This window comes from Pseudomonas sp. B1(2018) (assembly GCF_003097365.1).
In the GTDB taxonomy this organism is placed as follows: Bacteria; Pseudomonadota; Gammaproteobacteria; order Pseudomonadales; family Pseudomonadaceae; genus Aquipseudomonas; species Aquipseudomonas laurylsulfatiphila.
The window spans coordinates 350,502-363,547 of record NZ_PYUK01000004.1 but is presented as its reverse complement, the minus strand read 5'-3'; the positions used below and the strand labels follow the sequence as shown (position 1 = coordinate 363,547).

13 protein-coding genes are annotated in these 13,046 nt (G+C 60.8%); all 13 read right to left on the bottom strand.

What is annotated here, in order from left to right:
• Positions 1–9 precede the first annotated feature (9 nt).
• Positions 10–2,277 (bottom strand): chemotaxis protein CheA, encoded by a 2,268-nt coding sequence (locus C9422_RS08765; protein WP_116580358.1) that lies wholly within the window; start codon positions 2,275–2,277, stop codon positions 10–12.
• Between the two features lie 46 nt (positions 2,278–2,323).
• Positions 2,324–3,112, bottom strand: a complete 789-nt coding sequence (locus tag C9422_RS08760; protein WP_104449902.1) for a protein phosphatase CheZ — start codon at positions 3,110–3,112, stop codon at positions 2,324–2,326.
• A gap of 21 nt (positions 3,113–3,133) precedes the next feature.
• Entirely contained in the window at positions 3,134–3,505 is a 372-nt protein-coding gene (locus C9422_RS08755) for a chemotaxis response regulator CheY (protein ID WP_003183998.1), read from the bottom strand.
• 167 nt (positions 3,506–3,672) lie between these two features.
• On the bottom strand, positions 3,673–4,413 hold the full coding sequence (gene fliA / locus C9422_RS08750) for an RNA polymerase sigma factor FliA (RefSeq protein WP_007975362.1): 741 nt from the start codon (positions 4,411–4,413) through the stop codon (positions 3,673–3,675).
• On the bottom strand, positions 4,410–5,240 hold the full coding sequence (gene fleN, locus C9422_RS08745; RefSeq protein WP_007975361.1) for a flagellar synthesis regulator FleN: 831 nt from the start codon (positions 5,238–5,240) through the stop codon (positions 4,410–4,412). Before fleN ends, fliA begins: the two co-directional genes overlap by 4 nt.
• Before the next feature lie 116 nt (positions 5,241–5,356).
• Complete coding sequence (gene flhF / locus C9422_RS08740; RefSeq protein ID WP_116580357.1) at positions 5,357–6,685, bottom strand: flagellar biosynthesis protein FlhF; 1,329 nt, start codon at positions 6,683–6,685, stop codon at positions 5,357–5,359.
• Positions 6,686–6,696: 11 nt separating this feature from the next.
• Positions 6,697–8,826, bottom strand: coding sequence for a flagellar biosynthesis protein FlhA (flhA, locus tag C9422_RS08735; RefSeq protein ID WP_007975358.1), 2,130 nt, complete (start codon positions 8,824–8,826; stop codon positions 6,697–6,699).
• Positions 8,827–9,174: 348 nt separating this feature from the next.
• Positions 9,175–10,314 carry a flagellar biosynthesis protein FlhB gene (gene flhB / locus C9422_RS08730; RefSeq protein ID WP_116580356.1) on the bottom strand — a complete coding sequence of 380 codons (1,140 nt, stop codon included), beginning with the start codon at positions 10,312–10,314 and terminating at the stop codon, positions 9,175–9,177.
• A 3-nt stretch (positions 10,315–10,317) separates the two neighbouring features.
• Positions 10,318–11,103, bottom strand: coding sequence for a flagellar biosynthetic protein FliR (gene fliR, locus C9422_RS08725; RefSeq protein WP_116580355.1), 786 nt, complete (start codon positions 11,101–11,103; stop codon positions 10,318–10,320).
• A 3-nt stretch (positions 11,104–11,106) separates the two neighbouring features.
• Positions 11,107–11,376, bottom strand: a complete 270-nt coding sequence (gene fliQ, locus C9422_RS08720; protein WP_116580354.1) for a flagellar biosynthesis protein FliQ — start codon at positions 11,374–11,376, stop codon at positions 11,107–11,109.
• On the bottom strand, positions 11,373–12,131 hold the full coding sequence (gene fliP / locus C9422_RS08715; protein ID WP_116580353.1) for a flagellar type III secretion system pore protein FliP: 759 nt from the start codon (positions 12,129–12,131) through the stop codon (positions 11,373–11,375). Before fliP ends, fliQ begins: the two co-directional genes overlap by 4 nt.
• Complete coding sequence (fliO, locus tag C9422_RS08710; protein WP_116580352.1) at positions 12,131–12,586, bottom strand: flagellar biosynthetic protein FliO; 456 nt, start codon at positions 12,584–12,586, stop codon at positions 12,131–12,133. The genes fliP and fliO overlap by 1 nt, the downstream gene beginning before the upstream one ends.
• Entirely contained in the window at positions 12,587–13,033 is a 447-nt protein-coding gene (gene fliN, locus C9422_RS08705; protein ID WP_015096241.1) for a flagellar motor switch protein FliN, read from the bottom strand.
• Positions 13,034–13,046 lie beyond the last annotated feature (13 nt).

The following is a 13,046-nucleotide window of genomic DNA, read 5'->3' as shown; positions in this document are numbered from 1 at the left end:
CCACCAGAATCAAATACGCCGGGTGGCGTAACGCTTGAGCATGCTCGGAACATCGAGAATCAGCGCGATGCGGCCGTCACCGGTGATGGTGGCGCCGGACATGCCCGGCGTTCCCTGGAGCATTTTGCCCAATGGCTTGATGACCACTTCTTCCTGGCCCACCAGTTGATCGACGACAAAGCCGATCCGCTGCGTGCCCACCGAAAGGATCACCACATGGCCCTCGCGCTGCTCTTCGTGAGCGGCGGAGCTGACCAGCCAGCGTTTGAGGTAGAACAATGGCAGCGCCTTGTCCCGCACGATCACCACTTCCTGGCCGTCCACGACGTTGGTGGTCGACAGGTCGAGGTGGAAAATTTCGTTGACGTTCACCAGCGGGAACGCGAACGCCTGGTTGCCGAGCATGACCATCAGCGTCGGCATGATCGCCAGGGTCAGCGGCACCTTGATGACGATCTTCGATCCCTGGCCCTTGGTCGAGTAGATGTTGATCGAACCGTTGAGCTGGGAAATCTTGGTTTTCACCACGTCCATGCCCACGCCGCGACCCGACACATCGGAGATCTCGGTCTTGGTCGAGAAACCCGGGGCGAAGATCAGGTTGTAGCACTCGGTGTCGCTCAGTCGATCGGCCGCGTCCTTGTCCATCACGCCGCGTTTCACCGCGATGGAACGCAGGACATTCGGGTCCATGCCTTTACCGTCATCGGAAATCGACAGCAGGATGTGATCGCCTTCCTGTTCGGCCGCCAGGATCACCTTGCCGCCACGGGCCTTGCCCGAGGCTTCGCGCTCTTCCGGCGACTCGATGCCATGGTCGACCGCGTTGCGCACCAAGTGGACCAGCGGGTCGGCCAGGGCCTCGACGAGGTTCTTGTCGAGGTCGGTTTCTTCGCCGACCAGTTCCAGGTTGATCTCTTTCTTGAGCTGGCGAGCCAGGTCGCGAACCAGGCGCGGGAAGCGTCCGAAGACTTTCTTGATCGGTTGCATCCGGGTCTTCATGACCGCGGTTTGCAGGTCGGCGGTGACCACGTCGAGGTTCGACACGGCCTTGGACATGGCTTCGTCGCCACTGTTGAGTCCCAGGCGGACCAGGCGGTTACGCACCAGCACCAGCTCGCCGACCATGTTCATGATCTCGTCCAGACGCGCGGTATCGACCCGTACGGTGGTCTCGGCTTCGCTCGCCGGTTTTTCCGCCGGTGGCGCGGCCGGGGCGCGGGCAGCAGCCGGTGCAGCGGCGGCCGGGGCTTCGGCTTTTGGCTCGGGGGCCTTGGCCACAGGTTTCGGCGCCGCCTTGGCTGCCGGTGCCGCAACCGCAGCGTTCGAACCGTTGGCCGCTGTCGCGGTGCCGACTTCGCTGAACTTGCCTTTGCCGTGCAATTCGTCGAGCAGCGCTTCGAACTCGTGATCGGAAATCAGATCGCTGCCAGCCGCCGCCGCGCTTGGGGCAGCAGGTGCAGGCACCGACGCAATGGCCGACTCCAGTGCCTCGACAGCAAAGTTGCCCTTGCCATGCAACTGGTCGAGCAGTGCTTCAAATTCGTCGTCAGTAATATCGGAACTGTCACCCGGCGCTTTCGGTGCTTCTGGCGCAGCCGGAGCCTGCGCAATCGCATCGACGGCAAACTGGCCTTTACCGTGCAACTGATCGAGCAACGACTCGAACTCGGCATCAGTGATTTCGTCGCTGGCGGCCGCAGTGCTTGCAGGTGCCGCGCTTGCAGGTGCGTGGGCAACCGCCGGCGCCTCGGCCTGTGCCTTGACGGCATTGAGCGAGTCCAGCAATTGCTCGAATTCGTTATCGGTAATATCGCCTGAATCGGCTTCCGCCACCGGCGCTTCGACCACGGCGGCAACAGGCGCAGCAACTACTTCGTCAGCCGATTGCGGCTCGGCCAGACGAGCCAGCGCCGCCAGCAGCTCAGGTGTCGCAGCCGTGATCGGGCTGCGCTCGCGGACTTCGCTGAACATGCTGTTCACCGCGTCCAGCGCTTCGAGAACCACGTCCATCAGTTCCGAATCGACGCGACGCTCACCCTTGCGCAGGATGTCGAACACGTTCTCGGCGATGTGGCAGCACTCCACCAACTCGTTGAGCTGGAGGAAGCCGGCGCCCCCTTTTACAGTGTGAAAACCGCGAAAAATTGCATTGAGCAAATCCGCATCATCCGGACGGCTTTCCAGCTCGACCAGTTGCTCGGACAGTTGCTCTAGAATCTCGCCGGCCTCAACCAGGAAATCCTGAAGGATCTCTTCATCGGCGCCGAAGCTCATCAGGGGGGTGCTCCTAAAGGTCTAAAAACCCAAAAAACCTGAAACTCTAAAATCCCAGGCTGGATAGCAAATCGTCCACATCGTCCTGACCGGACACAACGTCTTCTCTTTTATCGGCATGAATCTGCGGACCTTCACCCTGAGAGAGATGTTTTTGTGGATCTTTTTCAGCAAGCATCGCTTCACGGTCATGTTCGATGCCCGCAAAGCGGTCCACCTGACTGGCCATCAGCACGAGCTTGAGCAGGTTGCTTTCAACTTCGGTGACCAACTGGGTCACACGCTTGATCACTTGCCCCGTGAGGTCCTGGTAATCCTGGGCGAGCAGGATGTCGTTCAGGTTGCCCGACACCGCGCGATTGTCCGTGCCGCTGCGCACCAGGAAACCGTCGACCCGCCGGGCCAGTTCACGAAACTCTTCAGCGCCGACTTCGCGACGCATGAAGCGTCCCCAGTCCGTGCTCAAGGCCTGGGCTTCATCCGCCAGGCTGTTGACCAGCGGCGTGGCATTCTCCACCAGATCCATGGTGCGGTTGGCCGCGGCCTCGGTCAGCTTGACCACATAGCCCAGACGTTCAGTGGCGTCGGTGATCTGCGACACTTCTTCGGCTTGCGGCATGTGCGGGTCAATCTGGAAATTGACGATCGCGCTATGCAGTTCGCGAGTGAGCTTTCCCACTTCCTGATACAGGCCGCGGTCACGGGTCTGGTTGAGCTCATGGATCAATTGCACCGCGTCGCCGAACTTGCCTTTTTCAAGGCTCTCGACCAATTCGACGGCGTGTTTTTTCAGGGTCGATTCAAAATCGCCCAATGAAGTTTCGTTATTGCCCATAGCTCCCCCGTGGCGCAGTCATCAACCAATGCGTTCGAAAATCTTCTCGATTTTTTCTTTCAACGCCTGGGCCGTGAAGGGTTTGACCACATAGCCGTTAACGCCGGCCTGGGCCGCTTCGATGATCTGCTCACGCTTGGCTTCAGCGGTCACCATCAGTACCGGCAGGTGCTTGAGCTTTTCATCGGCACGCACGTGGCGCAGCAGATCGATACCGGTCATGCCCGGCATGTTCCAGTCCGTTACCAGAAAGTCGATGCTTCCGCTGTTGAGCACCGGAATGGCGGTAGTGCCATCGTCGGCCTCGACGGTGTTGGTGAACCCAAGGTCACGCAGCAGGTTCTTGATGATCCGCCGCATCGTTGAGAAGTCATCAACGATGAGGATTTTCATGTTCTTGTCCAATTCGACCTCCAAGCAGTCTTAAACGCGCCCAGCACCTGGACGCGCCATTTCAATCAATCCGGCAAAGCACTCAATGACTGTCTGGAGCACAACAGATCGGGACCGGCGCAGTTCAACACCACACCAGCCTCTTTCGCAGTGTCCCCACACTGCCTTCAGCGCGCTCGCCACTCCCCCAAACGCCCCCGCAAGCGGGCCGCGCACTGGCTGTGTAACTGGCTGACCCGAGATTCGCTGACTCCCAGGACCTCACCGATTTCCTTGAGGTTCAACTCTTCGTCGTAGTACAGCGCCAACACCAGTCGCTCACGCTCCGGCAAATTGGCAATCGCATCCGCCAGCGCAGCCTGGAAGCGTTCATCTTCCAGATCGCGTGACGGCTCGGTATGAGCACTCGCGCCATCCTCGTGCAGCCCTTCGTGTTCGCCGTCCTGCAACAGATCGTCGAAACTGAATAACCGGCTGCCCAGGGTGTCGTTCAAAATTCCGTAGTAATCGTCGAGACTCAATTGGAGTTCGGCCGCAACTTCGTGATCTTTAGCGTCACGGCCGGTTTTCGCTTCAATCGAGCGAATGGCATCGCTGACCATGCGCGTATTGCGGTGAACCGAGCGTGGCGCCCAGTCCCCCTTGCGCACTTCATCGAGCATGGCGCCGCGGATTCGAATGCCCGCGTACGTCTCGAAACTGGCGCCTTTGCTGGCGTCATATTTGGTCGATACCTCAAGCAGGCCGATCATCCCGGCCTGGATCAGGTCTTCGACCTGGACACTGGCCGGCAAACGCGCCAGCAAGTGGTAAGCAATGCGTTTAACCAGCGGCGCGTAACGCTCGATCAGCTCGTACTGCGCATCACGAGCCGATTTTTTGTAGAGGTTGTAACCGCTGGCTGTCATAGCACAGGTCCTGCTGTCTGCTGCACGAGACGCTCGACGAAAAACTCCAGGTGCCCGCGCGGGTTGGCCGGCAGCGGCCAGGTATCGACCTTCTGCGCGATGGCCTTGAACGCCAGCGAACACTTGGAACGCGGAAAGGCCTCGTAGACGGCGCGCTGCTTCTGCACGGCCTTGCGCACGCTTTCGTCGTAAGGCACCGCGCCGACGTATTGTAGGGCGACGTCGAGGAAGCGATCCGTGACCTTGGTCAACTTGGCGAACAGGTTGCGCCCTTCCTGCGGGCTCTGGGCCATGTTGGCCAGGACGCGGAAGCGATTCATGCCGTAGTCGCGATTGAGCAACTTGATCAAGGCGTAGGCATCGGTAATCGAGGTCGGCTCGTCGCACACCACCAGCAGCACTTCCTGGGCTGCACGAACGAAGCTGACGACCGACTCACCAATGCCCGCAGCGGTGTCGATCACCAATACGTCGAGGTTGTCGCCGATATCACTGAAGGCCTGGATCAGGCCTGCGTGTTGCGCAGGGCTCAGATGCACCATGCTCTGTGTGCCGGATGCGGCCGGAACGATACGGATGCCGCCTGGCCCCTGCAGCAGTACATCGCGCAGTTCGCAGCGGCCTTCGATCACGTCGGCCAGGGTACGTTTGGGTGTCAGCCCCAGCAGAACGTCGACGTTCGCCAGCCCCAGGTCGGCGTCCAGCAGCATGACGCGCCGGCCAAGCTCAGCCAAAGCCAGGGACAAGTTCACTGACACGTTAGTTTTCCCGACGCCACCTTTGCCGCCGGTCACCGCGATCACCTGTACGGGATGCATGCTGCCCATGTTATTTCTTTACCTTGTCTTGCATAGACGGAGGCCACATTACTGGCTGCGCGTTCACAAACGGAACAATGCATGGCAGACCATCGATGTAGGTACAAAAACGATTCATTATTACCTCAGCCAACCTGCTTGGTCGGACTGTGGTAGATGTCAGCGAACATGTCAGCCATGGCTTCTTCGCTGGGTTCTTCCTGCATTTGCACGCTGACGGCGCGACTGACCAACTGATGACGGCGCGGCAGATGGAGGTCATCCGGAATCCGCGGGCCATCGGTCAGGTACGCCACTGGCAGCTCATGACTGATGGCCAGGCTCAACACCTCGCCCAGGCTTGCCGTTTCATCCAGTTTAGTCAGGATGCAGCCGGCGAGCCCGCAACGCTTGTAACTGTGATAAGCGGCGGTTAGAACCTGTTTCTGGCTGGTGGTTGCCAGGACCAGATAATTTTTTGAGCGGATGCCACGACCGGCCAGGCTTTCAAGCTGCATGCGCAGGGCCGGGTCGCTGGCCTGCAGGCCGGCGGTATCGATCAGCACCACGCGCTTGCGCAGCAATGGATCCAGCGCCTGCACCAGGGACTGGCCCGGATCGACGTGGGTCACCGGCACATTGAGAATGCGTCCCAGGGTCTTGAGTTGTTCCTGGGCACCGATGCGGAAGCTGTCCATGCTCACCAGCGCAATGTTCTGCGCGCCGTACTTGAGCACGTAACGGGCAGCCAGCTTGGCCAGGGTGGTGGTCTTGCCCATGCCGGCAGGGCCGACCATGGCGATGACCCCGCCCTCTTCCAGCGGCTCCACGTCGGGGGTAACGATCATGCGCGCCAGGTGCGCCAGCAACATGCGCCAGGCCTGACGAGGCTCCTGGATTTCGGTGATCAGTGCCAGCAGGTCGCGCGACAGCGGGCCGGACAGGCCAATGCGCTGCAGGCGACGCCAGAGGTTGGCCTGGTCCGGACGGCTGCCTTGCAGCTGGTTCCAGGCCAGGGACCCGAGTTGCACTTCCATGAGTTCGCGCAGGCTGTTGAGTTCGAAGCGCATCGAGTCGAACGCACGCGGGTCCACGCCACCGGACGCAGGCGCGGCAACCGGTGCGGGGCGACGGGGTTCGTCGTACGTCGGTTCGATCAGCGGCTCGGCGGCGGTCAACGGCAGGCCGGCGAACAACTGGCGGTTGGTCGCATTGTCGCTCTCGCCATCGCTGCGCAGGCTCAATTCGGCCTGGGCGGTGACAATCCGCGACTGAGTCTTGCGCAGCTCGTCCTCGAGCTCCATGTTCGGAACACGCGGTGCCAGCGCCGACAGTTTGTAATCCAGCGCAGCCGTCAGCTCGACGCCCCCGGCAATCCGGCGGTTGCCGATAATGGCTGCATCAGCGCCCAGCTCATCGCGAACCAGCTTCATGGCCTGACGCATATCGGCGGCGAAAAAACGCTTAACTTGCATAAACCACTACCTCAGCCGTTGGGCCCTACTGTCGCAACGATGGTCACTTGCTTGTTGTCAGGGATTTCCTGGTAAGCCAACACGTGCAAACCCGGGACTGCGAGCCGGCCGAATCGCGAGAGCATCGCGCGAACCGGACCGGCCACCAGCAGAATCACCGGCTGACCTTGCATCTCCTGGCGCTGCGCCGCGTCAATCAGCGAGCGTTGCAGTTTCTCAGCCATGCTTGGCTCCAGCAGAACGCCCTCTTCCGAGCCTTGTCCTGCCTTTTGCAGACTATTGAGCAATATCTGTTCCAACCTTGGCTCCAGCGTGATAACTGGCAGCTCCGACTCAGTGCCTACAATGCTTTGCACGATTGCACGGGATACGCCAACCCGCACGGCAGCCACCAGCGCGGCGGTATCTTGACTCTTGGCGGCATTGTTGGCGATGGCCTCGGCAATGCTGCGGATATCGCGAACGGGCACTTGCTCGGCCAACAGCGCTTGCAGCACCTTGAGCAGCTGCGACAGCGAAACCACGCCCGGCACCAGCTCTTCCGCCAGTTTGGGCGAGCTTTTGGCCAGCAATTGCATGAGTTGCTGCACTTCTTCGTGACCGATCAGTTCACTGGAATGCTTGTAGAGTATCTGGTTCAAGTGGGTGGCCACCACTGTACTGGCATCGACCACCGTGTAACCAAGGGACTGCGCCTGGGCACGCTGGCTGATTTCGATCCAGACCGCCTCCAGGCCGAAAGCCGGATCTTTGGCGGTAATGCCGTTGAGCGTGCCGTAGACCTGCCCCGGGTTGATCGCCAGTTCGCGATCCGGGTAAATCTCCGCCTCCGCCAGGATCACCCCCATCAGGGTCAGGCGATAGGCACTCGGCGCCAGGTCGAGGTTGTCGCGGATATGCACGGTCGGCATCAGGAAGCCCAGATCCTGGGACAGCTTCTTGCGCACACCCTTGATCCGCGCCAGCAACTGGCCGCCCTGGTTGCGGTCCACCAGCGGAATCAGGCGATAGCCCACTTCCAGGCCGATCATGTCGATGGGCGTCACATCGTCCCAGCCAAGCTCCTTGGTTTCCTGGGCGCGGGCCGGCGACGGCAGCAGTTCCTGCTGGCGCTTGACCTCTTGCAGGGCCTGAACCTTGGCGACGTTCTGCTTTCTCCAGAACAGGTACGCGCCACCGGCCGCCAGTGCCGCCATGGTCAGGAAGGAAAAATGCGGCATGCCGGGCACCAGGCCCATGACCGCCATCAGGCCGGCCGAAACGGCCAAGGCTTTAGGCGAGGCGAACATCTGGCGATTGATTTGCTTGCCCATGTCTTCAGAACCGGAAGCACGGGTCACCATGATCGCGGCCGCTGTCGATAACAACAGTGATGGCAATTGCGCCACCAAACCGTCACCGATGGTCAGCAGTGCGTAAACCTTGCCGGCATCGGCAAACGTCATATTGTGCTGGAAGATACCGACCGCCATGCCGCCGATCAGGTTGATGAACAGGATCAACAGGCCGGCAATCGCGTCACCACGGACGAACTTGCTGGCACCGTCCATGGAACCGTAGAACTCGGCTTCCTGGGCGACTTCCGAGCGGCGGGCCTTGGCCTGGGCCTGATCGATCAGGCCGGCGTTGAGGTCGGCGTCGATCGCCATTTGCTTGCCGGGCATCGCATCGAGGGTGAAACGCGCGCTCACCTCGGAAATCCGACCCGCACCCTTGGTCACCACGACGAAGTTGATGATCATCAGGATCGCGAAGACCACGATACCGACCACGTAGTTGCCGCCGATCACCACCTCGCCGAACGCCTGGATCACCTTGCCGGCGGCGGCGTGACCGTCCTGGCCGTGGAGCATCACCACCCGCGTGGAGGCCACGTTCAATGCCAGGCGCAACAGCGTCGCCACCAGCAGGATGGTCGGGAACACCGCGAAATCCAACGGGCGCAAGGCATAGACGCACACCAGCAGCACGACGATGGACAGGGCAATGTTGAAGGTGAAAAACACGTCGAGCAGGAACGGCGGCACCGGCAACATCATCATCGCCAGCATGACCAGCAGCAACAGCGGCACGCCCAGATTGCCTCGACTGAGGTCGGCAATGTTGCTGCGGGCACTGTTGATTAACTGAGAGCGATCCACCGGTTTTCCCCGTTCCTTTAAAGCAAACTTTTGACGCCTGAAGCAGGCGCAGGGCGGCTACTGCAAGAAGCTTTCCAACTTTTGCAAAGGCCTGGAATAGAGGTTTTCGCGGGTAAAAAAGATCGCAGCCTTCGGCAGCTCCTACAGGGGATCGGCGTGAACCTGTAGGAGCTGCCGAAGGCTGCGATCAGGCACAGGGCGGCTACGGCAAGAAGCTTTCCAACTTTTGCAAAGGCCTGGAATAGAGGTTTTCGCAGGTACAAAAGATCGCAGCCTTCGGCAGCTCCTACAGGAGATCGGTATGAACCTGTAGGAGCTGCCGAAGGCTGCGATCTTTTGATTCTAAAATCAGGAATCGCGGCGCAAATCCGGCGGAATCGGCAGGTCGTCCTTGAGCGGGTCAGGCCGCTTGCCCTTGCCCGCCCGGTACTGTCGAATCTGATAGACGTAGGCCAGTACCTGCGCAACCGCCAGATAAAGCCCGCCGGGGATTTCCTGCTCCAGCTCGGTGGAGTAATAAATCGAGCGCGCCAGCGCCGGTGACTCCAGCAACAGGATCTCGTTGGCCGCGGCGATCTCGCGGATCTTCAGGGCCAGGAAGTCACTGCCCTTGGCCAGCAACACCGGCGCATTGCCCTTATCCGGATCGTATTTGAGCGCCACGGCGTAGTGGGTCGGGTTGGTGATGACCACGTCGGCCTCGGGAATGGCGGCCATCATTCGCCGCTGGGACATCTCACGCTGCAGCTGTCGAATCCGCTGCTTGACCTCCGGCCGCCCTTCCTGATCCTTGTGCTCGTCGCGCACTTCCTGCTTGGTCATCTTCAGTTTCTTGATGCTTTCCCACAGCTGTATCGGCACATCCACGGCGGCGATAATAACCAGCCCGCAGGCCATCCACAGCGTGCTCCAGCCAACCACTTGCAGGCTGTGGGTGATTGCCCGGTCCAGTGGCTCATGAGCGATACGCAACAGATCGTCGATATCCGCCGACAACACCACAAGGGCCACGAACAGGACGATGAAGAACTTCGCCAGCGCCTTGAGCAGCTCGGCCACAGCCTTGCCCGAGAACATACGCTTGAGGCCGGCACCAGGGTTCATGCGGCTGAATTTCGGCGCCATGGTGCCGGCGGAGAACAGCCAGCCTCCCAGGGAGATCGGCCCGATCAACGCCGCCAAGAGCAAGGTGATCATCACCGGCTGAATCGCCAGCAAGGCAATCTGTCCCGAGTGCAGCAGATAGGTTCCCATCGCACGCTGATCCAGCACCACGTCACGCGACAGGGAAAAGTTCAGGCGCATCAGCTCCATCATCTCCTGGGCAAGCGCCCCACCGAAGACCAGCAGCGCACCGGCACCGGCGAGCATGATCGCCAGGGTATTGAGCTCCTTGGAGCGGGCAATCTCGCCCTTTTCACGGGCGTCCTTTTTCTTTTTCTCCGTGGGGTCTTCTGTTTTGTCCTGACCGCTTTCGCTCTCAGCCATGACTCAGCGCGCCTTTGCCAGTTCGCGTAAAAACTGCAGGGCCTCCGTGGCCAGCGGTTGATACTGATTAACGATGTCCGCCAGCCCGACCCAGACGATAAACAGCCCGAGCACCAGGGTCAGCGGGAAGCCGATGGAGAAGATGTTCAACTGCGGCGCGGCGCGGGTCATCACGCCAAACGCGATGTTGACCACCAGCAGCGCGGTGATCGCCGGCAGCACCAGCAACAGCGCCGCGCCGAGCACCCAGCCGAGTTTGCCGGCCAGTTCCCAGAAATGATTGACCATCAAGCCGCTGCCGACTGGCAGCGTAGTGAAGCTTTCGGTGAGCACCTCGAACACCACCAGATGGCCGTTCATGGCCAGGAACATCAGTGTCACCAGCATGGTGAAGAACTGCCCGATCACCGCCACCGACACACCGTTGGTAGGGTCAACCATCGAGGCAAAGCCCATGCCCATCTGGATCGCGACAATCTGCCCCGCCACCACGAAAGCCTGGAAAAACAACTGCAGCGAGAAGCCCAGTATCGCGCCGACCAGGATCTGCTCGGCAATCAGCAGCAGCCCGCTCAAATCCAGCGCGTTCACTGGCGGCATCGGTGGCAGCCCCGGCGCGATGACCACGGTGATGGCAAGGGCGAAATACAGTCGGATGCGCTTGGGTACCAGGGCGGTGCCGAACACCGGCATGACCATCAGCAAGCTGCCGATGCGAAACAGCGGCAACATGAACGTCGCGACCCAAGTGCTGATCTGGGTATCCGTCAACTGCAGCAGCGATGACATGGCTTAGCCGATGACCTGCGGAATACTGCCGTACAACTGCTGGATGTATTCCATGAAGGTCTGCACCAGCCACGGGCCGGCGACGATCAGCGTCACCAGCATCACCAACAGACGCGGCAGGAAACTGAGGGTCTGTTCGTTGATCTGGGTGGCCGCCTGGAACATGGCCACCAACAGCCCCACCAGCAAACTTGGAATCACCAGCACGGCCACCATCAACGTGGTCAGCCACAGCGCGTCACGAAAGATGTCGACCGCAACTTCCGGCGTCATGGCGAGACACCGCCAAAGCTGCTGGCCAGGGTGCCGATGATCAGCGCCCAGCCATCCACCAGCACGAACAACATGATCTTGAACGGCAGGGAAATGATCAGCGGCGAGAGCATCATCATACCCATGGCCATCAGCACACTGGCCACGACCAGGTCGATGATCAGGAACGGAATGAAGATCATGAAGCCGATCTGGAACGCCGTTTTCAGCTCGGAGGTCACGAAGGCCGGCACCAGGATGGTCAGCGGCGCCTGATCCGGTGTCGCGATGTCAGTGCGCCTGGACAGGCGCATGAACAGCTCCAGGTCGCTGGTGCGGGTCTGGGCGAGCATGAAATCCTTGATCGGCACCTGCGCCTTGGCGACCGCATCCTGGGCCGTCAGTTTTTCTGCCAGATACGGTTGCAAGGCGTCCTGGTTCACCCGGTCGAACACCGGCGCCATGATGAACAGGGTCAGGAACAGCGCCATGCCGGTGAGGATCTGGTTCGACGGCGTCTGCTGCAGGCCCAGGGCCTGGCGCAGGATCGAGAAGACAATGATGATCCGGGTGAAGCTGGTCATCAGCATGACAAACGCCGGGATAAAACTCAGCGCGGTCATGATCAGCAGGATTTGCAGGCTGACCGAGTATTCCTGCGCACCCTGCGCGTTGGTGCCCAGGGTGATGGCCGGGATCGACAGCGGATCGGCGGCGAATGCCAGCGGCGCGGCCAGCATCAGGGCCAGCGTCAAGACGATGCGTAGCGCACCCATTACTTCTTATCCTTCTGATCTTTACCCAGCATTTCCAGCAGGCGCTGCGCAAACTCCGGCGTCGACTTCTCGGTGCTCGGCACCTGCACCGGCTCCTTGAGGACGTGCAGCGCAGTGATGCTGCCAGGGCTCAGGCCAAGCAGAATCTGCTCGTTGCCGACCTGCACCAGCATCAGGCGGTCGCGAGGCCCCAGCGCGCGGGAGCCGACAATCTCGATCACCTGCCCCTTGCCGGCCGGACCGGCCTGCTGGACCCGACGCAGCAACCAGGCGAGGAGAAAGATCAGCCCGAGCACCAGCAGCAGGCCGAACACCAGTTGCGTCAGCTGGCCACCCACCCCGCTGCTCACCACCGGCGCGGCAGCCGTGGTCGCCGTTGCAACCGGTTCGGCCGCCAGCACGCTGAACGACATGGCCAGCGCGCCCCCGACCACAGCTCCGAGAAACTTTTTCACTCAGCGCAGCTTCTTGATGCGTTCGCTTGGGCTGATCACGTCCGTCAGGCGGATGCCGAACTTCTCGTTGACCACCACCACTTCGCCATGGGCGATGAGCGTGCCGTTGACCAGCACGTCCAGCGGCTCGCCGGCCAGGCGATCCAGTTCGATCACCGAGCCCTGGTTCAGTTGCAGCAGGTTGCGGATGTTGATGTCGGTGCTGCCCACTTCCATGGAAATCGACACCGGGATATCGAGGATCACGTCCAGGTTCGGGCCTTCGAGGCTCACCGGATCGTTGTTTTTCGGCACGCTGCCGAACTCTTCCATTGGCAGCCGGTTGGACGCCGAATTGCCGGAATCGGCGGCAAGCAATGCGTCGATGTCGGCCTGACCGGCATCACCGGTTTCTTCCAGGGCTGCGGCCCACTCATCGGCCAGGGCCTGGTCGTCTTGCGTGTTCATATTGTCAGTGTCC